18 protein-coding genes are annotated in these 21,627 nt (G+C 76.4%); 7 read left to right on the top strand and 11 right to left on the bottom strand.

Annotated features, from left to right (window positions below; translation table 11 throughout):
- Positions 1-344 precede the first annotated feature (344 nt).
- Complete coding sequence (locus tag ACZ4WZ_RS16855) at positions 345-767, top strand: DUF350 domain-containing protein (protein ID WP_467890804.1); 423 nt, start codon at positions 345-347, stop codon at positions 765-767.
- A gap of 87 nt (positions 768-854) precedes the next feature.
- On the opposite strand, the gene ACZ4WZ_RS16850 is transcribed toward ACZ4WZ_RS16855, so the two are convergent.
- Positions 855-2,066, bottom strand: coding sequence for a pyridoxal phosphate-dependent aminotransferase (locus tag ACZ4WZ_RS16850; RefSeq protein ID WP_467890801.1), 1,212 nt, complete (start codon positions 2,064-2,066; stop codon positions 855-857).
- 94 nt (positions 2,067-2,160) lie between these two features.
- On the opposite strand from ACZ4WZ_RS16850, the gene ACZ4WZ_RS16845 reads away from it, so the two are divergent.
- Positions 2,161-2,817 carry a winged helix-turn-helix transcriptional regulator gene (locus tag ACZ4WZ_RS16845; protein ID WP_467890798.1) on the top strand — a complete coding sequence of 219 codons (657 nt, stop codon included), beginning with the start codon at positions 2,161-2,163 and terminating at the stop codon, positions 2,815-2,817.
- Between the two features lie 69 nt (positions 2,818-2,886).
- Here the strand turns inward: ACZ4WZ_RS16845 and ACZ4WZ_RS16840 are convergent, their stop codons facing one another.
- The 3 genes from ACZ4WZ_RS16840 to ACZ4WZ_RS16830 form a co-directional block, all read right to left on the bottom strand.
- Positions 2,887-4,107: an acyltransferase family protein gene (locus ACZ4WZ_RS16840; RefSeq protein WP_467890796.1), complete on the bottom strand. Its 1,221-nt coding sequence runs from the start codon at positions 4,105-4,107 to the stop codon at positions 2,887-2,889.
- The gene (locus ACZ4WZ_RS16835) at positions 4,104-5,147 is read right to left on the bottom strand and encodes an alpha/beta hydrolase (RefSeq protein ID WP_467890793.1); all 1,044 of its coding nucleotides are present in this window, start codon (positions 5,145-5,147) and stop codon (positions 4,104-4,106) included. The genes ACZ4WZ_RS16840 and ACZ4WZ_RS16835 overlap by 4 nt, the downstream gene beginning before the upstream one ends.
- A 186-nt stretch (positions 5,148-5,333) precedes the next feature.
- Positions 5,334-6,509, bottom strand: coding sequence for a UDP-N-acetylglucosamine--N-acetylmuramyl-(pentapeptide) pyrophosphoryl-undecaprenol N-acetylglucosamine transferase (locus tag ACZ4WZ_RS16830; protein ID WP_467890791.1), 1,176 nt, complete (start codon positions 6,507-6,509; stop codon positions 5,334-5,336).
- 218 nt (positions 6,510-6,727) lie between these two features.
- Between ACZ4WZ_RS16830 and ACZ4WZ_RS16825 the strand changes: the two genes are divergently transcribed.
- Positions 6,728-7,264, top strand: a complete 537-nt coding sequence (locus ACZ4WZ_RS16825) for a hypothetical protein (RefSeq protein WP_467890789.1) — start codon at positions 6,728-6,730, stop codon at positions 7,262-7,264.
- 4 nt (positions 7,265-7,268) lie between these two features.
- Here the strand turns inward: ACZ4WZ_RS16825 and ACZ4WZ_RS16820 are convergent, their stop codons facing one another.
- Both ACZ4WZ_RS16820 and ACZ4WZ_RS16815 read right to left on the bottom strand, forming a co-directional pair.
- Positions 7,269-7,952 (bottom strand): response regulator, encoded by a 684-nt coding sequence (locus tag ACZ4WZ_RS16820; protein WP_467890787.1) that lies wholly within the window; start codon positions 7,950-7,952, stop codon positions 7,269-7,271.
- A complete protein-coding gene (locus tag ACZ4WZ_RS16815; protein ID WP_467890784.1) occupies positions 7,949-9,364 on the bottom strand; it encodes a sensor histidine kinase in 1,416 nt (471 codons plus the stop codon). The genes ACZ4WZ_RS16820 and ACZ4WZ_RS16815 overlap by 4 nt, the downstream gene beginning before the upstream one ends.
- 108 nt (positions 9,365-9,472) lie before the next feature.
- Between ACZ4WZ_RS16815 and ACZ4WZ_RS16810 the strand changes: the two genes are divergently transcribed.
- The gene (locus tag ACZ4WZ_RS16810; protein WP_467890781.1) at positions 9,473-9,868 is read left to right on the top strand and encodes a hypothetical protein; all 396 of its coding nucleotides are present in this window, start codon (positions 9,473-9,475) and stop codon (positions 9,866-9,868) included.
- Here the strand turns inward: ACZ4WZ_RS16810 and ACZ4WZ_RS16805 are convergent.
- From ACZ4WZ_RS16805 to ACZ4WZ_RS16795, 3 genes are all read right to left on the bottom strand, one after another.
- Complete coding sequence (locus ACZ4WZ_RS16805; protein WP_467890779.1) at positions 9,822-11,084, bottom strand: hypothetical protein; 1,263 nt, start codon at positions 11,082-11,084, stop codon at positions 9,822-9,824. The genes ACZ4WZ_RS16810 and ACZ4WZ_RS16805 overlap by 47 nt on opposite strands.
- A 26-nt stretch (positions 11,085-11,110) precedes the next feature.
- A complete protein-coding gene (locus ACZ4WZ_RS16800; RefSeq protein ID WP_467890777.1) occupies positions 11,111-12,676 on the bottom strand; it encodes an FAD-binding oxidoreductase in 1,566 nt (521 codons plus the stop codon).
- A 120-nt stretch (positions 12,677-12,796) separates the two neighbouring features.
- Positions 12,797-15,586 carry an AfsR/SARP family transcriptional regulator gene (locus tag ACZ4WZ_RS16795; RefSeq protein WP_467890774.1) on the bottom strand — a complete coding sequence of 930 codons (2,790 nt, stop codon included), beginning with the start codon at positions 15,584-15,586 and terminating at the stop codon, positions 12,797-12,799.
- Positions 15,587-15,923: 337 nt separating this feature from the next.
- Here ACZ4WZ_RS16795 and ACZ4WZ_RS16790 point away from each other — a divergent pair, with 337 nt between their 5' ends.
- Positions 15,924-16,352, top strand: a complete 429-nt coding sequence (locus ACZ4WZ_RS16790; RefSeq protein ID WP_467890772.1) for a DUF8189 domain-containing protein — start codon at positions 15,924-15,926, stop codon at positions 16,350-16,352.
- 376 nt (positions 16,353-16,728) lie between these two features.
- On the opposite strand, the gene ACZ4WZ_RS16785 is transcribed toward ACZ4WZ_RS16790, so the two are convergent.
- Positions 16,729-17,373, bottom strand: coding sequence for a class I SAM-dependent DNA methyltransferase (locus ACZ4WZ_RS16785; RefSeq protein ID WP_467890770.1), 645 nt, complete (start codon positions 17,371-17,373; stop codon positions 16,729-16,731).
- Positions 17,374-17,462: 89 nt separating this feature from the next.
- A complete protein-coding gene (locus ACZ4WZ_RS16780) occupies positions 17,463-19,034 on the bottom strand; it encodes an IucA/IucC family protein (protein WP_467890767.1) in 1,572 nt (523 codons plus the stop codon).
- An 85-nt stretch (positions 19,035-19,119) separates the two neighbouring features.
- Here ACZ4WZ_RS16780 and ACZ4WZ_RS16775 point away from each other — a divergent pair, with 85 nt between their 5' ends.
- Together ACZ4WZ_RS16775 and ACZ4WZ_RS16770 are read left to right on the top strand one after the other, a co-directional pair.
- On the top strand, positions 19,120-20,658 hold the full coding sequence (locus ACZ4WZ_RS16775) for an IucA/IucC family protein (RefSeq protein ID WP_467890763.1): 1,539 nt from the start codon (positions 19,120-19,122) through the stop codon (positions 20,656-20,658).
- Positions 20,659-20,792: 134 nt separating this feature from the next.
- Complete coding sequence (locus tag ACZ4WZ_RS16770) at positions 20,793-21,584, top strand: GntR family transcriptional regulator (RefSeq protein ID WP_467890760.1); 792 nt, start codon at positions 20,793-20,795, stop codon at positions 21,582-21,584.
- Positions 21,585-21,627: the final 43 nt, after the last annotated feature.

Genomic DNA, 21,627 nt, shown 5'->3' with positions numbered 1-21,627 from the left:
CACTCCGGCGGGCCCAACGGGGCGGGCTCTGACGGGACTTCGCCGTCGGGGACCGCCTCCCCGTGCGGGTTTTCGGCCACCACGATCCGCCGGGCGGCCGGCTCCGCCTCCCGTACGCGCAGTCTCGGCGCGCACGCGGCGGGGACCCGGCGCCGTACCCCGAGGACGCCTCCGACCGCATCACCAGCGCCGTCAGCGCCGCCGCCTCCCCGGCCCGCGCGGCCCCGGCCTTTGCCATTTCCTGACCTCCCCATGGTCCGGGGCGGGGGCCGTGCGATAGATTCGGCCTCCCCACGGCACGCCCTGGCCCATCATTTCCCACCCACGCGGAGACAGGCTTCTCAATGAGCGACATCGTCAACGGACTTGGCCGTACGAGCGCCTACGGCGCCCTCGGTCTGGTGCTGCTGATCCTCGGCATCGTCCTGGTGGACGTGCTGACGCCCGGGAAGCTCCCGAAGCAGATCTGGGAGGAGCGCAACCGCAACGCGGCCCTCCTGCTCAGCTCGGCGCTCCTCGGTATCGGCGGCATCGTCTTCACCTCGATCTGGACGACCTACGAGGACTTCGGCAAGGGCCTGCTGTCCACGGCCGCCTTCGGTGTCCTCGGCCTCGTCCTGATGGCCGTGGCCTTCCTGGTGCTGGACCTGGTGACCCCGGGCAAGCTCGGCGCCATCGTGGTGGACCCGGAGCCGCACCCGGCCGTCTGGGTCACCGCTTCCTGCAACCTCGCCGTCGCCGCGGTCGTGGCGGCCTCCATCGCCTGACGGCAGCGGAACGAGGCATGACGAGAGCACCGCTCCCCCTCGGGAGCGGTGCTCTCGCGCGTGGTGGTGCGCTGCGTCCGACCGCTCCTACTGCCGGTAGCCGCTCAGGAAGCGGCCGATGCGGCTGATCGCGGCGTCCAGGTCGTCGGCGTACGGCAGGGTCAGGATCCGGAAGTGGTCGGGGCGGGGCCAGTTGAAGCCGGTGCCCTGGACGACCTGGATCTTCTCCCGCAGCAGCAGGTCGAGCACGAACCGCTCGTCGTCGTGGATCGGGTGCACCTTCGGGTCGATGCGCGGGAAGGCGTACAGCGCGCCCTTCGGCTTCACGCAGGACACCCCGGGGATCTCGTTCAGCTTCTCCCAGGCGCGGTCGCGCTGTTCCAGGAGGCGGCCGCCCGGGCCGGTCAGCTCCTTGATGGACTGCCGCCCGCCGAGCGCGGCCTGGATGGCGTACTGGGCCGGGGCGTTGGCGCACAGCCGCATGGAGGCGAGCATGGTCAGGCCCTCCAGGTAGCTGCGCGCGTGCTGCCTGGGGCCGCTCACCACCAGCCAGCCGGAGCGGAAACCCGCCACCCGGTGCGTCTTCGACAGCCCGCAGAAGGTGAGGACCACCAGGTCCGGGGCGAGGGCCGCGGTGCTGTGGTGGACCGCGTCGTCGTACAGGATCTGGTCGTAGATCTCGTCGGCGAAGACCATCAGCCCGTGACGGCGGGCGAGTTCGAGGATGCCCTCCAGGACTTCCCTGGGGTAGACGGCGCCCGTGGGGTTGTTGGGGTTGATGATGACCACGGCCTTGGTGCGGTCCGTGATTTTGGACGCCATGTCGTCGAGGTCCGGGTACCAGTCGGCGGCCTCGTCGCAGACGTAGTGCACGGCCTTGCCGCCCGCGAGGGTGGTGACGGCGGTCCAGAGCGGGAAGTCCGGGGCCGGGATGAGCACCTCGTCCCCGTCCTCCAGGAGCGCCTGGACGGCCATGGAGACCAGCTCGGAGACGCCGTTGCCCAGGAAGACGTCGTCCACCGTGACATCGGTGAGGCCGATGGCCTGGTAGCGCTGGACGACGGCCCGGCGGGCGGAGAGCACCCCGCGCGAGTCGGTGTACCCGTGGGCCTTGGGGAGCATCCGGATCATGTCCTGGACGATCTCCTCGGGCGCCTCGAAGCCGAACAGGGCCGGGTTGCCGGTGTTGAGGCGCAGCACGCTGTGGCCCTCCTCCTCGAGCGCGTTGGCGTGCTCGATCACCGGTCCCCGGATCTCGTAGCAGACCTCGCTGAGCTTGCTCGACTGCCGGAACTCCATGCCGTGCCCTCCCTGTTCCCGTACTCCGCACTTCCTGCTTGGTTTTACCAAGCAAGAGCTTGGAAAGTCCAACATGTTGTCTAGACTGCGCTGCATGTCACCACGTCAGCCACGCCGTCGAAGCTACGACCAGTACTGCGCATCGGCCCGCGCCCTGGACGCCGTCGGGGACCGCTGGACCCTGTTGATCGTCCGGGAACTGCTGGCCGGCCCCCGCCGGTACACCGACCTCCACGCCGACCTGCCCGGAGTCTCCACGGACGTACTGGCCGGCCGGCTCAAGGACATGGAGGCGCAGGGCCTCGCGACGCGCCGCAAGCTCCCCCCGCCGGCGGCCGCGACGGTGTACGAACTGACCGCGCGCGGCGCCGGACTGCTGCCCGTGCTCACGGCGCTCGCCGAATGGGGCGCCCCCGAACTCGCCGAACGCCGCCCCACCGACGCGCTGCGCGCGCACTGGTACGCACTGCCCCTGCTGCGCCGCCTCCCGGCGACCGGCATCCCGGCCGTCGTCGACGTGGTCCTGGACGAGGGCGTGTTCCACGTCCGCCTCGGCGGCGGCCCGGCGTACGGGACCGGACCCGTGTACGGCGACGGGCCCGCCGAGGCCCCGGACGCCCGCCTCGTGCTCGACGCCGACACCTGCCGGGAACTGGGCGAGGGGGTGCTCACCGTGGCACGGGCCGTCGAGGAGGGCCGGCTCGAGGTCCACGGCGAAGGTCCCGCCGCCGACGCGCTGCGCGGGCACTGACCCCGGGGAGGGACCGCCGGCCGACGCGCCGCGAAGGGACCCCCGGGCGCTCGTCACGCGGGGTCCCCTTCACGCCAGGCCCAGCGCGAACACCGCGAAGCCCGCCGCCAGCAGCCCCGCCACGGTACGGCGTACCGCCGGGGCCCGGCGGCCCCGGGCCGGGGGCGCCTCGAAGCGGCGCGCGTAGCGGGCGATGCCCACCAGCAGCACCGCGAACAGCGGCAGCCACGCCGCCCGCGCCGCGATCCAGCCGAGGGTGTCGGGCGCCGTCGTCAGCCCCGCCACCTCGCCCGCGAGCGCCCCGGGAACGGCCGCCGCCAGCATGGCGGTCTGGTGCCAGCACAGGATCGTCATGGCGCACAGGTTGACCACCACCACCGGCGCCCACAGCGCCGGCCGGGCCAGCAGCCCCGCCAGCCGGTCCCGCAGCAGGATCGCCGCCCCCGACTGCCCGGCGGCCAGTGCCAGCACCAGCAGCGACGGCGGATGCGAGTTGGTCCGTTCCGCACCGGGCACCCCGACCATCGACGCCGGATAGTCGAACACCAGCAGCAGCGCCGCGAACAGCACGGCCCCGCCCGCCAGCAGCAGCCAGGCCCCGCGCCGCCCGATCCGCCGCTCGCCCCAGTCCACGCCCAGCTGGTACGCGAAGAGCCAGCCCGGCAGGACGTTCAGCACGGACAGCCAGGACGGCACCGAGTCGGCGTACGGCCCGTACCGCAGGAAGTCCACCACCGCGACCGACCCGAGCAGCGGAGCCGCCGCCCACCCGCCGAGCCGGTGCGCGGCGCGCACGCAGTACGGGGTCAGGGCCGTCACCACCGCGTACACCCCGACGAACCACAGCGGTTGGACCACCAGCGTGGCCCCCGTCCGCAAGGTGGCCTCCGGCACGCCCGCCGCGTACAGCGCGGGCGCGGCCAGCGCCCACACCGCCGTCACCCCGAGCACCGGCCGCCCCAGCCGGACCATCCGCCCCTTCAGCCAGGCCCCCGTCGAACCGGTGCGGCGGCGGAAGGAGAGCGCCGAGGCGCAGCCCCCGACCAGGAAGAAGACGCCGAGCATCTGGAGCACCCAGCTCGCCGGGGCGAGAGCGCCGAAGGCCGATAGCGGGCTCGCGTTGTGCAGGCCGCCCTCCGCGTCGAGGGTGAACCCGCCGAGCAGCCAGTGCCCGGCCGGCACCGCCAGCAGGGCCAGGGCGCGCAGACCGTCGAGCGCCCGGTCCCGGTGGGCGGGGGTCCGCCGGTCGATCCGGTGCGCCGCATCCCGCAGCAGGGTCGGCGCGCTCACCGGACCTCGCCCTCCGCGATCGCGGCGAACGACGCCAGGGACCGGGTGCCGGGCACGAAGTAGCCGGTGTGGCCGCGTACGTCGGACGACGGCACCCGGCGCGCGCCGAAAGCGGGTGAGGCCGGGTCGGCGCCGTGCCCGAGACCGGCGAACGCGACGTTCGGCACGTCCGCGATCCAGTCGGAGGGCCCGCGCGCCGCCCAGACGCGGGCCCGGGTGCCCAGGTCCGCGGCGCTGTCCGCGCGCATGCCGGGGGAGCCGAGGGCCACGACGTCGGTGGCGTCCGTGTGGCGGGCCGCCAGCCCGCAGACCACCGAGCCGTAGCTGTGGCAGAACAGCACCGGGTCGGGCGCGCCGACCGCGTCCAGCCCGGCGGTGAAACGGGCCAGGCGGACCGCGCCCGCCTCGGCGAGCCGCCCGGTCGCCGCGTCCGGACCCACGCCCACCGGAGTGGTGTAGCCCGTCCACGCCACGACGGCCGTCGTGGGTCCGGCGGCCGCCCGCAGCGCGCCGCCCATCCCGGCCGGCCCGGTGTACGGGGCGCGCGGCGCGTCATGGGTGGAGGCGTCGTTGTCCGACCCCGGCACGATCACCGAGACGTGCGCCGCCCGCTCCAGGTCCCCGAACACCTCGGCGACCTGCCCCCGCCCGCGCGGGTCGAAGGCCAGGATCTGCCGGCCCGGGCCGGCGAGGGAGGCGTAACGGGCCTCCCCCGTGGCGAGGACGGCCATCCGGTTGGCCTCGTACCGCAGGGGGAGCGGCGCCCCGTCCAGATTGCCGACCACGAGCGGGTGCGCCCGTACCAGCTCCCGGCGCGCGTCCCCGTCCAGGGCGGCGAAGAAACGAGCCACCTCCCGGGGGGAGGCCCCCGCCGGATCGGGCAGCGCGCGCCCGCCCACCGATGAGGCCCGCCAGGCGGCGCTGCCGGGCGGCGGCCCGGTCACGGCCGGCCGGCTGTCACCGGTGGCCCATCCCGCGGTTCCCGCGACGACGGCCACCGCCAGCGCGGCCGCGAGGGCCGTCCTGCCGAAGCGGCGCATGCCCTTCCCCCTCTCCTCGTACCGGCCCCCGAGGAGGGGCCGTTGACGAGGAGGAAGGTAGGAAGGAGGTACCCGGCGGCACGTCGGACCGGAGAGCCAAGCCGGATGTCATACCCGGGTAGGGGGTGGAGGAGAGCCCGGCGGGCGGAGCGTCACCGCCCGCCGGGCACGGGGCCGTGGGGCCGGTCAGCCGGCGGCCGCGGCCAGCAGTACGTCCACGAGGCGCTCGGCGGCGTCCGGCCGTCCGTACGCGCGGGCGCGCTCCGCCATCTGGGCCCGTCGGGCGGGATCGGTCAGGAGCGGGCCGAGCGCGTCCGCGAGGCTCTGGCCGGTCACCTCGCCGAGCAGGGCGACGGCGGCGCCCGCGTCGGCCAAGTGCTGGGCGTTGTGGGCCTGCTCGTTGCCGGCGGAGGTCGCCAGGGGGACGAACACCGCCGGCTTGCCCAGCGCGGTGAGTTCCGCCAGCGTGCCCGCCCCGGACCGGGACAGCACCACGTCGGCGAGCGCCAGTACGTCCGGCAGTTCCGGGCCGACGAACCCGGTCACGTGGTAGCGGCCCGCCAGGACCGGGTCCAGGCCCGAGGCGGCGAAGCGGAGCTCGTCGACGTTGGCCGGGCCGCACTGGTGGATCACGTTCGCGTGGCTCAGCAGCCACGGCAGCACCTCGCGCACCACGCCGTTGATCTGCTGGGCGCCCTGCGCGCCGCCGGTGACGTAGACGGTCGGCAGTCGGCGGTCGAACCCGGTGAGGTTCAGCGCGTGCACGGCCTTGTCGGGGTGCCCGGAGAGCACCTCCGGGCGGACCGGGTTGCCGGTGACGACCGCGCGTCCGCGCACCTCGGCCGGCAGCAGCGGCAGCGAGGACTCCGATGACACGGCGATGCGCGTGGCCGATCCGGCCAGCTTCCGGTTGGCCAGACCCAGGCGCACGGTCTGCTCGTGCAGCACCAGCGGACGCTTGCACATGCGCGCGGCCAGACCGGCCGGCACCGCGACGTATCCGCCGGTGGCCAGCACGACGTCCGGGGCGAACTCGGAGACGATCGTGCGGGCCTGGGCCACGCCGAGCGGCACCTTCGCCATGTCCTTCATGTTCGCCGCGGACAGCATCTTCAGCGGGTTCGCGGAACGGCGGATCTTCCCGGTGGCGACGGTCCGGAACGCGATCCCCTCGGCGGGGGCGACCCGCGCCTCGAGACCGTCGGCGGTCCCGATCCACAGCACGTCCAGGGTGCTGCCGGCGGCCGCGAGGCGGCTCTGCAACGTACGGATCGCCGTCAGGGCGGGATAGGTGTGGCCACCGGTCCCCCCGCCCGTGACGAGGAGCCGGAAGGAACGCGGAAGAGCGGAAGAAAGGTTCACGCGGTCACCCTAACCGCCGTGGTGGGACCCGTGCCGCGCCGGTACCGGATGGTGCGGCACGGGCGTGTTCCCCCGGTGGCCGATCCGCGGCCCCGGCCGTCCCGTGCGGGGGACCGCCGCCGCGGCCCTCGCCGCCGCGCACCGCCGCGTTCAGGGCCGGTCGGTCCGGCTACTTCTGGGCGTGCTCGCCCAGGTAGCCCGGTGGGCATAATTCCGCCATGAACACGACTGGGTTGCGGCTGCTGCTCGCGACCGTACTCGCCGCAGCCACGCTGAGCGGATGCTCCTACCTCTCCCCTTTCACGACCTGTGAGGGCACCGGTCCGGAGGTGGCGGCCCTCGACGAGTCGCCGGCCCTGGACCTGCACCCGCCAGGGGCCAGGCCCCTCGACGGTGGTGCGGCGGACGGGGCCACCTGCACCGACGACAGCGGGGACGCCTGGCTGAGCGCCGACCGGCTGTACGTGTACGACGGGAGCGCCGCGGACGTGCTGGCGTACTACGCACGGGAACTCCCCGCGGCGGGCTGGCATCCGGTCCCGCGGAGCGGACCGGCGCCGGCGGGCCGGACCCCCGTGACCTGCTTCGAATCCCCGGACCGGCCGAGCGTCATCGTCACTTTCGAGTCACCCGCCGACCTCCGCGAGTTCTACCGGGTGGACCCCGGCCCCGAGCCGGCCGGCTCCGTGCCCCGGACCTGGTTCCACGTGTTCACCGAGGCGTCGACCGACGGATCGCGCATGGACTGCTACTGACCGGTCACGAGACCGAGTCGCCCGGGCGGACCAGGCCCGCCTCGTAGGCGAAGATCACCGCCTGCGCCCGGTCGCGGAGGTCCAGCTTGCCCAGGACCCGGCCGATGTGCGTCTTCACCGTCTGCTCCGCCAGGACCAGGTGGGCGGCGATCTCCTGGTTCGACAGCCCCCGCGCGATCAGCTCCAGCACCTCCGTCTCGCGCGGGGTCAGACCGTTCAGCCGCAGCGCCGGGTCCTTGCGCGGGGCCGGCCGCTGCCGGACGAAGTCAGCGATCAGCCTGCGCGTCACCGAAGGCGCCAGCAGGGCCTCGCCGGAGGCGACCACCCGGACCGCCGCGATCAGGTCGGCGGGCGGGGCGTCCTTCAGCAGGAAGCCGGACGCGCCCGCGCGCAGCGCCTCGTACACGTAGTCGTCGATGTCGAAGGTGGTCAGCATCAGCACCTTCGGCCGGTGCGTCACCCCCCGCGGCGGGTCCAGCAGCTCGCGGGCCGCCGACAGCCCGTCCAGCTCCGGCATCCGTACGTCCATCAGCACCACGTCGGGGTGGACCGTGCGCGAGACCTGCACCCCCTGGCGGCCGTCGGGGGCCTCGCCCACCACGTCGATGTCGGGCTGCGCCGACAGCAGTGCGGCGAATCCCGCCCGCACCATGGCCTGGTCGTCGACGATGATCACGCGGATGGTCAACTGGGGTCCTCGGTCCGGGCGTCGAGAGGGAGCCGGGCGGCGACCCGGAAACCGCCCTCGGGCAGCGGGCCCGCGTCCAGCGTCCCGCCGGTCAACCGTACGCGCTCGCGCATCCCCACCAGGCCGTGCCCCGTGCCCGTTCCGGAGACCTCCACCTCCGCCGCCGTGTCCCGGGCCGGACCGTTGACCACCAGGACGAGCACCTCGTCCTCCTCCGGGGAACACGTCACGGACACCCGGGTCCGCGCGCCCGGGGCATGGCGCACCACGTTGGCCAGGGCCTCCTGCACGATGCGGTACGCCGACAGGTCCACCGCCGGGGGCACGGCCGCCGCGGCCAGCCCCGTGGCCAGGGAGAACTCCACGGGCTGCCCGGCCCGTACGGTCGCCTCCACCAGCTGCTGGATCCTTGCGATCCCCGGCTGCGGCGCCAGGCCGCCGCCCTCGCCGCCGGAGCCGTTCGTACCGTCGCCCCGCAGCACCGTCAGCAGCCGCCGCATCTCGCCCAGCGACTCGCGCGCACTGGACGCGATGGCCGCGAACTCCTCCCGCACCGGCTCCGCCATACCGGGCAGCCGGTAGGGGGCGGAATCCGCCTGCACGGTGATCACCGACATGTGGTGGGCCACCACGTCGTGCAACTCCCGTGCGATCCGGGCGCGTTCCTCCAGCAGGGTGCGCCGCGCCCGCTCCGCCTCGCTGATGCTCTCCTGCTCGGCGATCCGCTGCCGCGCGTCACCCAGCCCGCGCAGCGCGCCCGACAGCGCCAGTACGGTCCCGCTCAGCACGAACAGCAGCGCGACGGTGGTCGTCACCCCCGCCGGCGGGAAGAAGCCGAGCACCACCCCCGCCGCGCCCGTCGCCAGCCACACCCCCACCAGGGTCCGCACCGGCTCGCGCAGCCCCAGGCAGACCATCAGCGCCAGGTACCCGACCACCACCATCGGCGTCCACGGCCAGGCGTGCCCGGCCATCCGGTCGGCTCCGATCAGCAGCACCGCCCCGACGACGTCCGCGAGCAGCATCAGGCCCCAGGCCGCCAGCGGGCGCGACAACGCCAGGAGCAGCGGTACCGTCTGGGCCACGCCGAGGGCCCCGGCCCAACCGCCGCCCATGCCGTAGTCGTCGGTCAGCACCGAGATGGTCGACGGCAGCAGCGACGCCACGAAGACGCCCGCCACGGCGAAGGGCAGCATCCGCTGCCACCGCCGGGGGGCCCGCGCGCACAGCGGCTCGCCCGGCCGGGCGGGCGTACGCAGTGCCACGGCGAGCTGGGAGAAGGCGCCGGGCGTACGCGACGCCCGGGTCTTAAGGGTCTTACGGGTCTTGCGGGGTTCGGCCGTCCCGCCGGTCGTTCCGCTGTCGGCGCCGGCCCTGTCCGCGCGGGCCGGCCTGCGCACTCGAAGGCTCATGATCCGACCAGCCTATGCGCCCGCACCCCCGCCGGGGCGGGAGCCCGGCGTCCCCGGATCCGACGGCACCGTCTCGTTCCCCCGGCGGGTCCCGCTCGTTGAGCGGGCATGGAGCTGCTGCCGACCATCGCGGCGCCGGGCGTCGGTGAACGGGCCGACGCCGCGGCCGATGCCGCCTGCCACCTCTACGACGCCGTCGCGCCCGGGACCGGCGCGGGGCCGGGCGGCTGGAGCCGGACCGCCGCCGAGGACGCCGCCGAGACCATCGAGACCACCGCGCACGCCCTCGCGTCGATCCACCCGCGCGCCGAGGTGATCCTCGCGCCGGTGCACGCGGCCCTGGCCGACCTGCGGCGCCAGCTCGCGCTCGCCCCTGCCGACCCGCTGACCGCCGAGGGGGTCCCGGCGACGCCCCGAACGGTCGGCAACCCGCGCCGTACCCGCTGGGTGCGGGCGCTCACTGCGCCCGTGCCCCGGCAACCGCCGTCCGGTACAGCTTCCTGATCTCCGCGCCGAAGTAGGAGCTGTACGAGGTGTCCGCGGTGGGCCCGCCCGTCTTCCAGCCGCCGATCACGCCGATGACGTCGCCCGTCCGGGTCCGCGCGTCGTAGTGCGCGAGGAAGGGGCCGCCGCTGGTCCCTCCCGGATAGCCGGTGCAGTCGATCCTCAGGAACGATCCGGGGCTCTTCGGGTCGCGGCTGGTGAACCTGGTCGTACGGTTCACGCAGACGCGCGGGCGCGCGGCCGCCGCCGGATGGCCGATCAGCGTGACCTTCGAGTGGGTGAAGGCGGCGCCGGTGACGAGCCGGTTCCCGCCCACGACGTCCTCCACCGGGAGACCGTCGGCGCCGGGCCCGACCTGGGCGAAGGCCACGTCCAGGGTGGCCGCCCGGTCGGGCCCGGCGGTGCGGTAGCGGGGGGCGATCCACACCTTCGAGCGCCCGGCCGCGTCGCGCAGCACCGGGAAGAGTCCGTACGGGCGCGGGTTCGCGCGCGTGTACTGCGGTACGAAGGCCACCTGGCGGGTGTCCGTGCCGAGCAGGCAGTGCGCCGCGCTGAGCACCATGTCGCGGCCGGGGGAGGAGACCACGCTGGCGGTGCAGAAGTAGGCGCCGCCGCCCTGCATGACGAACATCCGGCCCACGACCGGGATGCCGTTGAAGTCCTGCCCGACACCGGGGGTGGCCGGCAGGGCCGCCGCGGCGGGCTTCGCGGACACGGCGGCCCGTGCCGGCTCCGGGGCGGACACGGGCGCCGGCGCGGGCGCGTCACCCCTCGGGCCGGTGGTGCCGGGGCCGGCGGCGGAGGGGTCCGCGGCGGCCGGGTCACCGGCTCCGGCGCCGACCGGGGCACCGGCATCGCCCCCGGCCGCGGCTTCGGTCCCGGCGGAGACCGGCCCCTCCGGCTGGGCGGGGCCCGCCGGGTCGGCCACCGGGGACGGGGCCGAGGCCGGGGAAGGGGCCGGTGCCGCCGAACCGGTCGCGGCGCGGGCGGGTGCGACGGCCCGCGGGACCGTACCGGCGGCGGGGTCCGGTTCGGGCACGGGCCGAGCGGTGGCCATCCGGTCCTCCGTCCAGAAGGCCGCGGCCTCCTGCGCCGACCAGCGCTCGGAAGCCGCCTCGGCCCGCTCCGTCCGCGCCACCGGCAGCGCCCCGTCCGGCAGCATCAGGGCGGCGGCCGCGGCGGCCGCGGCCGTCACCACCGTCAACAAACGTCGCATGTCTCGCTCGTTCCTGTCGTGACTGCCTAGACAGCCTGGGGGAAACGGAACAGCCTGCCCGGGTCGTAGGCGCGCCTGACCTCCTCCAGGCGGGGGAGGTTGGACCCGTAGTAGGCCTCGCGCCAGTCGGCGAGTTTCGGATCCGCGTAGTTCTGGTAGGCGCGCCCGCCCGCCCACGGGCGCAGGTCCCGCCACAGCCCGTCGAGCCAGCCCTGGTGCCGGGTCACCTCGGCCGCCGTCGCGGACCGCGGCCAGTACGCGAGGTACTGGGCCAGGAAGGCGCTGTCCCGGTGGACGAAGGCGGTGCCGGCGGCGGGCACCCGGTTCACGGCCCCGCCGCACACCCCGTCGAACTGGACCACCCCGAAGCCGCCCCCCGGGGCCTCCCGCCCGTAGCGCCGGACCGCGTCCAGCACCGCCGCCACCGCGCCCTCCGGCAGCCCGGCACCGCCCCAGAAGTCGGAACGGGCCGCGTACGAGTCCCGGCCCAGGCGCCCCCGCGGATCCCGGCCGGGCAGCCGGCCCGGCAGCCTGCACCCCGCGGCAGCGAGGTCCGCGCAGCCGGCCATGGCCCGCACGGTGTCCCCGTAGCCGCGCACGCGGATCCAGCTGTCCCGCGCCTCCGGGCCCACCAGGCCGGTCAGCCGGGTCAGCTCCCGCTCCAGCTCCGCCCGCCCGTCGAGGCACACCACCCTGACGGCGGGCACGGCGTCCCGGCCCGCCCCCACGGTGAACTCCACCTGGCTCCAGAACGGGTCCGGCAGCGCGCCCAGCCAGCGCTGCCAGCCCCGTACCACCGCCGCGGAGTCCCCGGCCGGCCAGTGCAGTTCGGCGAACGCGGCGTCACCGACCGGATGGGTGCGCAGCCGGAACTCGGTGACCACGCCGAAGTTCCCGCCCCCGCCCCCGCGCAGCGCCCAGTACAGGTCGGGGTCCCGGTCGGCGCCGACCTCGCGCACCACCCCGTCCGGGGTCACCACACGGGCGCCGGAGAGCCGGTCGGAGGTGGTCCCGTACGCCCGCGAACCCAGCCCCAGCCCGCCCCCGAGGGTGAGCCCGGCGATGCCGACCGAGGGGCACAGCCCGGCGGGGACGCCCAGGCCGCGCGCGGCGAGGGCCGCGTGCACCTCGGCGAGCCGGGCCCCGGCACCGACCCGCACCTCGTCCCCCTCGACCGTCACGGCGGCCATCGCCCCGGTGTCCACCACCAGCCCCCCGGCGACCGTGGACCACCCCGCGTAGCAGTGGCCGCCGCCGCGCGGCACCACCGCCGCGGCGGAGCGTCGCGCGAAGTCGAGGCACACGGCCACGTCCCCGGCGTGCGCGGGGTAGGCCACCGCCCCGGGCGCCACGGCGTCGTAGCGGGGCTGGAAGAGCTGCCGGGCCTCGGCGTAGTCGGCGTCCCCCGGCAGGACCAGCCGGCCGTCCATCGCGCGGCCCAGTGCCCCGAAGTGGGGGCCCGCCCCGGCCGCCGCACGCGGGCCCCGCCGCGCCCGGCCGTTCCGTACCCCGTGTGCCGGCGCGCTCGCCCCGGTGGCGGCGAGGACGGCGGCGGCCGCGGTCGCGAGGGCCCGGCGGCGTGGAAGGCTCATCCCCCCTTCCTGCCACCGCCGGGCCCGATCGCAGAGCAGGCGGGCCCGCCCGCCGCCGCTTCCCGCCCGAACGGACCAGGGCCGCGCAGGGCGGAAGGGGCCCGGCCGCCGCGCCCCGGTTCAGCGTTCCGCCAGGGCCTCCAGCGCGGCGCGGGCCGCGCTCTCGCCCTCCTCGTACGCGTGGGCCCGCGCCTCCCGGGCCGCGTCGCCGAGCTGGCGTACCGCCTCGCCCCTGCGGCCCGTCGCGGCGAGCGCCTCGCCGTACAGGGTGCGCAGCACCACCCGCCGGGGCGCCGCCGCGGGCGGGGCGGCCAGGGCCAGGCCGCGGACCGCGTGGTCGGCGGCCGCCTCGGGCGCGCCCACGGTCAGCAGGTGCTCCGTCAGGTGCTGGTGGGCCAGGGCGGCCGTATCGGTGCGGCCCGCCCGTTCCGCCAGGCGGAGCGCCGAGGACAGCAGCTCCCCGGGCCGGGCGCGTTCGCCCGTCCGGGTGAGCGCGACGGCGAGGTTGATCCGGGCGATGGCCTCTCCGGCCGTGTCCCCCGCCAGGGCGGCCAGCCCGGGCGCCCGCTCGAGCTGCGCGAGGGCCTCCTCCGGCCGCCCCTCCTCGGACAGCACCCAGCCCAGCAGCGCCCGGGTCCGCGACTGGGCACCTGGGTCGCCGTCGGCCTCGGCGCAGACCAACGCCCGTTCCAGCAGGGGCACCCAGCCGTCGCGGACCTGCCACACGATCAGCGGCCACTGGAGCAGCACCAGACGCCAGGCGCGGTCGTGCAGCCCGGCGGCGACGGCCGACTCCACCGCGCCGCGCAGCGCGTCCCGTTCGGCGGCGAACCAGGCCAGGGCGTCCGCGCGGCCGGCGAACGGCCGCACCGGGGCGGCCCGCCGGGCTCCCGCGGGCAGGACGCAGCAGGGCTCGCTGCCGGGCTCGGCGGCGGCGCAGGCCGCGAGGAGGGTGCGCAGCCAGTGGTCGAGCAGCCGCAGCAGCGCCTCCGGGTCGTACCCCGGCGACAGGCTGCGGGCGTAGAGCCGCACCAGGTCGTGCAGTACGTACGACTGCGGGCCCGCCTCCACGACCAGCTGGGCGGCCGCCAGCTGGTCCAGGGCGGCGGCGGCCTGGCTGGGCAGGCAGCCGGCGAGCGCGGCGGCCGTGCGGAGGTCGAGGGCGGCGCCGGTATGCGGTCCGAGGTGGTGGAACATCCGCCGGGCGGGCTCCGGCAGGTGCTGCACCGTGAGGCCCAGCGCGGCGGCGACGCCGGTGTTCCCCACGTTCAGCAGGTCCAGCCGGCTGTGCTCGTCGGCGAGTTCACCGGCGAAGGCGGCGAGTCCCCGGTGCGGGCGGGTGGCGAGCCGGGCGGCGGCCACGCGCAGGGCCAGCGGCAGGCCGTCGCACAGCCCGGCCAGGCGCGCCGCGGCCTCGGGCTCGGCCGCGACCAGGTCCGGGCCCAGGACGGCGGCGAGCAGCTCCGTGGACTGCGCGGCGGGCAGCTCGCGCACCGGTACGGGGCGGGCGGCGTCGGAGACCACCAGTTCCCCGAGCCGGCTGCGGCTGGTGACCAGGGTGACGCAGCCGTCGCCGCCGGGCAGCAGGGGCCGCACCTGTGCGGAGTCCCGGGCGTTGTCGAGCACGACCAGCATCCGGCGCCCGCAGGTCAGCTCCCGGTAGCGGGCGCCGAGGGCCTGCGGGGAGTCGGGCATCCGCTCGGCCGGGACGCCGAGCGCGAGCAGGAACTCGCGCAGCACGGAGGTGGTGTCCCGGGCCGGGACGGGGCTGTAGCCGTGGAGGTCGGCGAAGAGCCGGCCGTCGGGGAAGTCCGCGCGCCGCCGGTGCGCCCAGTGCAGGGCGAGCGCGGTCTTCCCGACGCCGGCGCTGCCGGTGAGCATGACGACGGCGTCGGGGTGGGCGGCCGTGGCCCGGTCGAGCGCCGCCAGTTCGGCGGTACGGCCCGTGAAGCCGCCGGGGCGGCGCGGGAGGAGCTGGGGTTCCGCCGGCGTGCGGGCGGGCGGGACCGGCTCGGCGGATCCCCCGTCCGGTGCGGCGGGTTCCCCGCCGGGCTCCCCGGGTTCCCCGCCCGGCCCCCAGGCGGTCGGGGAGGGGGTGGCGGACACCCGGAGGGCGGCCGAGGGTACGGCGGCCGCCGGTACGGCTGCGGGCACGGCCCGCGCGGGTGCGTCGGCCCGCAGCAGAGCGGTGTACGCGTCGGAGAGCACCGCTCCGGGATCGACACCGAGCTGGTCGGCGAGCAGCTCCCGCGTGCGGTGGTACCAGTCCAGGGCGTCCGACTGCCGGCCCGACCGGCCCAGCGCCAGCATCAGCGCCGCGACCAGCGGTTCCCGCAGCGGGTGCAGTACGGCCTCCGCCCGCAGCAGGGCCGCCGCGGCGGAGTGTTCGCCGAGCAGGGCGTGCGCCCCGGCCAGCTCCTCCACGGCCGTCAGCCGCAGCTCGTCCAGCCCGTGCGCGGCGGCCTCCAGCAGCGGCCCGCCCACGGTCCCGCCCAGCGCGGGCCCCTCCCACAGCGCGAGGGCCTCCCGCAGCAGCCGTACCGTCCGGGCCGGTTCGCGCTGTTCCCGGGCCAGCCGGTGCAGCCGCTCGAAGCGGTGGGCGTCCACCAGGGATTCGGGCAGCCGCAGCGCGTACGCCGGCCCCTGGGTGAGGAGTTCCACGCCGTGGGCCGGTGCCCCGTGCTCGGCGAACAGGGCGCGCAGCCGGGAGACGTGACCCTGCAGTACCGTTCGGGAGTGCCGGGGCGGGTCCTCGTCCCACAGCGCCCGCGTCAGCCGGTCCACCCCGACGGCCGCGTTGGGCCGCAGCAGCAGCATCGCCAGCAGGCTCCGCCGCTTGGCGGGGCCCAGCTGCACGGGCCTTCCGCACTCCGCCACCAAGGTGACCGTCCCCAGCACGCGGAACTCCATGCATGCCCCTTCCATCCACTTCCCCCCCACCCGAGCATATGTCTCCGCATTTCGGCCCATGAGGGGGATCCCGGCCAATCGCTCCCGGCCCGCGTATGCGCCCCGCACCGCCCGCACCTGCGGCGACGCGCCGACGGGCACCCGGAACGGCCTCGTGGCGCAAGGATCGGCGAAACCCCGTTAGCCGGGCGTTAGGAGCGCGTTGGCGGCCGCTGGAAGTCTCTTGTCCGCCGGACGGTCCGCACGACGGCGCCCGCCTCCCGGCCCCGTGGGGGAGGGGTCCCGGGCGGACCGGCCGGCAACCTCCGAAGACGAGTGGGAATCAGGGAGTCACTTCATGGCTTTATCCATCGCCCGCGCCTCGGCCCTGGCGGCCTCCACCCTCGCCCTGGCCGGCGTGGCCCTGACCGGTGTGGCCTCGGCCGCCCCGGCTCAGGACCGCGCCCCGTCCGCGGCGGCCGCGTACTGTCACGTGTCCGGCCTCGGCGGCGACTACATCTGCGAGTACGGGGAGGCCTGGCAGACCTTCCCGAACGGTCAGCGTCAGGTCTTCATCGTCGGCTCCGACTTCGCGGTGTGGACCCGCTACAACTACACGAACGGCGCCTGGTCCAACTGGGAGTCGCTGGGCGGGAAGGCCCGCAGCGGCGTCCGGATCGAGGGAAACAACACCTGGACCCCCACGATCTCCGTCGTGGGCATGGACGGCGACCGCTGGTCCCGCCACCGCCTGAGCAGCGGCAGCTGGACCGGCTGGCAGAGCTGACCCCTCCCGAGGCCCCGGGCGGGCGTAGCGGTGCTGCACCTCCGCGATGCCCGCCCGGCCCCCACCGCGGGGGGGGGGGGGGGGGGGGGGGGGGGGGGGGGGGGGGGGGGGGGGGGTGTGGGGGGGAGGGGGGGGGAGGGGGTACCCCCCCCTCCCCTCCCCCCCCCCCCCCCCCCCCCCCCCCCCCCCCCCCCCCCCCCCCCCCCCCCCCCCCCCCCCCCCCCCCCCCGCGGTCGTGCCCGGCGGGCACCCTCGCCGCGATGCCGGGACGCCGCGTCGCCGATGCGGCCGCCTCCGGCCGCGCGGCGCGCGCCGGCCTCAGCCCGCGCAGACCGGCCCCGTACCCGGCACCCGCGCCCCGGCCGCGGCGTCCGCCTCAGGCGTCCGGCTCCCGGCGGGCCAGCAGAAACCCCTGCGGGCCGTGCTCCCGCGCGTCCGGTTCCCGTACCATCCGGGCGACTTCCGCCAGCCCCGCCCCGGCCAGCAGCGAGGCGACCAGCTCCGGCGGGGTCCCGTACACCTCGAGGTCGACCGGATGCCCGTAGGCGTGCTCCAGCCGGCGCCGCTCGTCCCCGGCCTCGAACGCGACGAGCGCGTGACCCCCGGGCGCCAGTACCCGCGCGAACTCCGCGAAGAGGGCGGGGAGTTCGTCCGGCGGGGTGTGCACGGTGGAGTACCAGGCCAGGACCCCGCCCAGCACCCCGTCGGCCATGTCCAGCCCGGCCATCCGGCCCACCTCGAAGCGCAGGCCCGGATAGCTGCGCCGGGCCACCGCCACCATCGCGGGGGAGAGGTCGACGCCGAAGGCCCGTACGCCGAGGCCGTCCAGGTACGCCGTGACGCGGCCCGTACCGCAGCCCAGGTCGGCGACGGCCCCGCCGCGCACGCACTCGGCGAAGGCGTTGAGCAGGGCCCGGTCCAGGGGCCGGGCGTCCAGGGCGTCGCCCAGCAGCCGGGCGTAGTCGACCGCGACGGCGTCGTACGACGCCCGGACGGCACTGAGGCGCGAGGTCTGTGTCATGCCCCTGAACAGTAGCCCGCCCGGCCGCCCCGCTCACCCCCTCCTCCGGCCGGCCTCCGTCAGCCTCCGGCCGCTCCCGGCCCCCTCCCTCAGCCCCCGGCCGGCGGCAGGGGCAGCTCCGCCCACTGGTCGCCCGGCACCCCCGGACTCAGCCGCATCAGCGTGAGCGCCTTCACCGGCAGCGGTCCGCTCCGCAGCGCCGCCGAGTCGGCGGTGGGCGCCAGGCCGTCGAGCCCGGCCGCGAGGCAGTCCGCGAACGCTCCGGCCGAGCCCGCCGTCGAGGCGAGCGCCCCGGCCACCAGGGAGCCGAAGAGCTTGCGCCGCAGCACCGATTCGTCGTCCGTGACGAGCCGCCCCGACAGGGCCGGCACCGGCAGGCCGTGCCGGGCGAGACGGGCCGGGCTGATCCGGATGTCGGCCAGATCGCGGTAGACCAGCCGCAGCGGGCTCCCGTCGGGCGCCAGCACCACCAGCAGGTTCTGCCCGTGGGCCTCCAGCGCCACCCCGAGGTCCAGCACCCGCAGGCACACCGACAGCGCGAGCCGGGCGAACGCCGCCCGCCAGACGGGTGACCGGCCCAGCTCCGTATCCGCCAGCGCCGCCACCGGGACGACCCGCTCGCCGGGCCGCGCGTACGCCTCCGGGGGCTCGCGGAGCACCGCGGCCAGATCCGGGCTGTGGGCGGTGGCCGCGCCCAGCGTCCGGGTGATGTGCAGGCGGCCGTCGAGCCGCTCGGTCAGCGCGTGGGCGAAGGCCGAGAGCACGGCGGCCGTCTCCACCGAGTACGCGGAGATGTCGCGGACGGAGGAGGTCAGCCGCGTGCTCAGCGCCGTCTTCACATGGGGGCCGCCCGCCGCCGGGGCGAGCGTCCGCAGCGCCATCAGCGGATGTGCCGCGGGCCCGGGCAGGACCGTCTCGCCCTTCAGGACGTGCTCGGCCTGCCAGGGGTGCACCGGCACCAGGATCCGGTCCCCGTCGCGCAGGTGCTCCGGCCACTCCCCGGCCACCAGGCACTCCGCCGCCCGTACGGGGACCAGCCCCAGCTCCACCAGCGGCCGGTGCTCCGGCGCGTACGCCAGCTGCTCGGCCACCGTGAAACCCGGCCGGGAACGGCAGTTGGGGTGGTAGGGGTGCCCGTCCACCACCCGCTGCTCCCATTCCCACCCGGCCCGCGGCCCGGCTTCCGCCCCGTCCGGCCGCCCGGCCCGGGACAGGGCCAGGGAGGCGGTGCTGTCGTCCAGTTCGGCGGCGAAGGCGGCGCCGTGCGGCACCCGCAGCGCCCGGACCAGCCGGGCCGCCTGCCGGCAGGGCCGCCCGTCCAGCCGCACCTCGCCGACCCGGGAGTCCGTCGCGTAGGGGTCGGCGGGCGGCCCCTCCAGCCGCCGGCCGCCGGCCAGCAGCAGCGTGAGCGAGTCCGGTCCGTGCTCCCGGCCCACCACCCACGGCAGCGGCTCGAACGCCAGTGCCCGCCACAGCCGGGTCAGCACGGCGGCGCGCGCACCGTCCAGCGAGGCCTCGTACGCGGCCGCCAGCCCGGGCCGTACGCCGGCCAGCGCGACCGCGACGGCCTCCTCGGCCGCGGTGGCGGGGGAGCGCCCGGAGTGGGGCGGGGGAACGTGCCTGCTGCGGTCCAGGGGTCCGGTCCTTTCGAGTCCGTCCATCGATGATCACGTCATCATCGCGGATACTGAAGATCACCGCCGGTGGTCCCTCCCGCGAACCCCCGGCACACCGGAGACGGACCGAATGGAACCAGTGGACCTCAACACCGCCGCCGACGCCTACAGCGCCGCACCGCTGCTGAACTGCCTGCTGCGGGAGGTGGGCGAAGCCGAGGGCGGGCGGGTCCACCGGCTGCGCGGCAGCGGCCGGCTGCTGCGGGTCGGCGGCGGACGCCGCCCGGCCGGCCCCGAGCTGCGCACGGCGGACGGCTGGCATCCGCTCAGCCACGCGGAACTGGTCAAGCTCACCTCCGACGAACTGCTCCGGTACACCGGCGTCCCCAACGACGAACTCCCCGGCGAGATCGGCGACAGCCGCGAGGCGGTGGCCGCGCTGCTGGCCGCCCGGGCTTCCGCCGAGGCGCCCGAGGACCCGTACGTCCTGTCCGAACAGGCCCTGGTGACGGGCCATCCGCACCACCCCGCCCCCAAGGCCAGGGGCGGCGCGCCCGCCGCGAGCTGGCTGCCGTACGCCCCCGAGGCGCACGCCCGCTTCCCGCTCGTGATGCTGGGGCTGCGCGAGGACCAGGTGGCCGAGGAGGGCGGCCCGGCCGCCGCCGACGCGGTCGACGCGCTGGCCGGGATCCTCGACGGCCCCCGCCCGCCCGCCGGTTACCGGGCGCTGCCCGCGCATCCCTGGCAGCTGGAGCTGCTCGCGGGCCGCCGGGAGCTGGAGGAGGCCTTCGCCGACGGCCGCCTGGTGCGGCTCGGCCCGACCCGGCTGCCGGTGTGGCCCACCGCCTCCGTGCGGACCGTCTACGCCCCGGATCCGGCGGCCGACCTGTTCGCCAAGTTCAGCCTCGACGTCCGCATCACCAACGACGTGCGCCGGCTGTGGCGCCACGACCTGCTGAAGGTGCGCCGCACCGACTCCGCCGTCGAGGAGGGGTTCGCCGATCTGCGCCGCCGGACGGGATCGGCCGCGGTGTGGCTGAGCGACCGCGGGTACCGCACGGCCGCCTTCGCCTTCGAGGAACTGGCCGTCCTCGTCCGCGACGGGCTGCGCGCGGGCGTGACGGCGGGGGCGGTACCGCTGCTGGCCGCCGCGCTCGCCGAGGGATTCCCCGGGAGCCCGCTCGACGCCGCGCCCGACCCGGCCGGATGGTGGCGGGCGTACCTGCGCCACGTCGTGCCCCCCGTCCTCGACCTGTTCGCCCGGCACGGGATCGTGCTGGAGGCCCACCTCCAGAACTGCCTGGTCGCGGTGGACGGCAGGGGTGTGCCGGTGCAGGCCCTCTTCCGCGACGCGGAGGGCGTGAAACTCCCGCAGGACATGCCGCGCGAGGCCGCCTGGCAGCGGCTCGTGTACTGCCTGGTCGTCAACCACCTCGCGGAGGTGGGCGGAGCACTGGCCGAGCGGCACCCCGGGGCGGCCGACGGGGTGTGGCCGGCGGTCCGCGAGGAGCTGGTGCGCTACGACTCCGCGTACGGCCTGCCGGAGATCGCCGGGCTCCTGGCGGCCCCCTCGCTTCCGGCCAAGACGAACCTGTTGCTGCGCTGGACCCGGGCGGACGGCGCCGACGCGCGCTACCTCGCGCTGCCCAACCCCCTGCGGAGTGCGTGAGCGGGGACGGGCCGGGGCGTGGGATTCGGCCAAGGTGGCGGGGGCGCCGGAACTCCCGTACCGAAAGGTATAGACCAATGCTAGGTTGTCCGGGCAGACCGCGCAGTCCTTGACCACCCGTCAGAGGAGAAGCCATGCCCTCCCCTTCGCGGGGCGGCCGCCCGGCCGCCATGCCCAAGTACCAGCGGATCGCCGCACAACTGCGGGACGAACTCGACCGCGCCGCCCGGACCCCGGGCGGCAGGCTGCCCTCCGAACGCACCCTGGCCGCCCGGTACGAGGTCAACCGGCAGACCGTCCGGGCCGCGCTCCAGGAGCTGCGCGCCGACGGACTGGTCGTCACCGGACGCCGGGGCACACGGGCCGCCTCCGCGGGGGCGCACCGGGAGGCGCCCGGTCCGGAGTACGCGGCCCCGGCCGCCCGCGCCGGGTCCCGCGTGGCACCGCCCCGGCGGGCGGGCGCCCAGGTCACCCGCACCCGGCTCGCCCTGGTCACCGTGCCGCCCTCGCTGGCGGCGCTGCTCGGGATGAGCGGCGGCGAGCGCACCCTGGTCCATCACCACCACGTGTACGGCCCGGGCGGGCAGGCGGTCCGGCACGCCGTGACGTACTTCTGCCCGCGCGCCGTCGCCCGCACCCCGGAGCTCGCGGACTACCTCGAAGAGCCGGACGAGGCCCGGAGCGGGGACCTGCGGCCGCTGCACCGCTGGCTTGAGCAGGCCGCCGCGCGCGGCCGTACCTCCGAGACCATCACGATGACCCGGACCCGCCACCCCGCGGCCGCGCCGGCCTGCGGGCTGTCCGTACGCCGCACCCTGCACGACGGCTCCGGGCGGCTGCTCGCCGTGACGGACCTGGCGTTCGCCGGCTGGGACCGGCTCACCTTCCACCGCGAGCCCGAGGCCATCGCGTTCCGGGTGACATGACCCACACCGCGAGCCCGAGGCCATCGCGTTCCGGGTGACATGG

The sequence above is a fragment of the Streptomyces sp. NPDC029122 genome (assembly GCF_055569445.1).
The sequence above is the reverse complement of the archived record's forward strand: the minus strand, read 5'-3'. Positions and strand labels throughout refer to the sequence as shown.

Excerpts from the sequence above, each read along its gene's own strand:
- ACZ4WZ_RS16800 (WP_467890777.1), bottom strand. The coding sequence starts at position 12,676 with ATGAGCCTTCCACGCCGCCGGGCCCTCGCGACCGCGGCCGCCGCCGTC.
- ACZ4WZ_RS16845 (WP_467890798.1), top strand. The coding sequence starts at position 2,161 with ATGTCACCACGTCAGCCACGCCGTCGAAGCTACGACCAGTACTGCGCA.
- ACZ4WZ_RS16835 (WP_467890793.1), bottom strand. The coding sequence starts at position 5,147 with ATGCGCCGCTTCGGCAGGACGGCCCTCGCGGCCGCGCTGGCGGTGGCC.
- ACZ4WZ_RS16850 (WP_467890801.1), bottom strand. The coding sequence starts at position 2,066 with ATGGAGTTCCGGCAGTCGAGCAAGCTCAGCGAGGTCTGCTACGAGATC.
- ACZ4WZ_RS16790 (WP_467890772.1), top strand. The coding sequence starts at position 15,924 with ATGGCTTTATCCATCGCCCGCGCCTCGGCCCTGGCGGCCTCCACCCTC.
- ACZ4WZ_RS16855 (WP_467890804.1), top strand. The coding sequence starts at position 345 with ATGAGCGACATCGTCAACGGACTTGGCCGTACGAGCGCCTACGGCGCC.
- ACZ4WZ_RS16785 (WP_467890770.1), bottom strand. The coding sequence starts at position 17,373 with ATGACACAGACCTCGCGCCTCAGTGCCGTCCGGGCGTCGTACGACGCC.
- ACZ4WZ_RS16810 (WP_467890781.1), top strand. The coding sequence starts at position 9,473 with ATGGAGCTGCTGCCGACCATCGCGGCGCCGGGCGTCGGTGAACGGGCC.
- ACZ4WZ_RS16815 (WP_467890784.1), bottom strand. The coding sequence starts at position 9,364 with ATGAGCCTTCGAGTGCGCAGGCCGGCCCGCGCGGACAGGGCCGGCGCC.
- ACZ4WZ_RS16775 (WP_467890763.1), top strand. The coding sequence starts at position 19,120 with ATGGAACCAGTGGACCTCAACACCGCCGCCGACGCCTACAGCGCCGCA.
- ACZ4WZ_RS16805 (WP_467890779.1), bottom strand. The coding sequence starts at position 11,084 with ATGCGACGTTTGTTGACGGTGGTGACGGCCGCGGCCGCCGCGGCCGCC.
- ACZ4WZ_RS16770 (WP_467890760.1), top strand. The coding sequence starts at position 20,793 with ATGCCCTCCCCTTCGCGGGGCGGCCGCCCGGCCGCCATGCCCAAGTAC.
- ACZ4WZ_RS16780 (WP_467890767.1), bottom strand. The coding sequence starts at position 19,034 with ATGGACGGACTCGAAAGGACCGGACCCCTGGACCGCAGCAGGCACGTT.
- ACZ4WZ_RS16795 (WP_467890774.1), bottom strand. The coding sequence starts at position 15,586 with ATGGAGTTCCGCGTGCTGGGGACGGTCACCTTGGTGGCGGAGTGCGGA.
- ACZ4WZ_RS16825 (WP_467890789.1), top strand. The coding sequence starts at position 6,728 with ATGAACACGACTGGGTTGCGGCTGCTGCTCGCGACCGTACTCGCCGCA.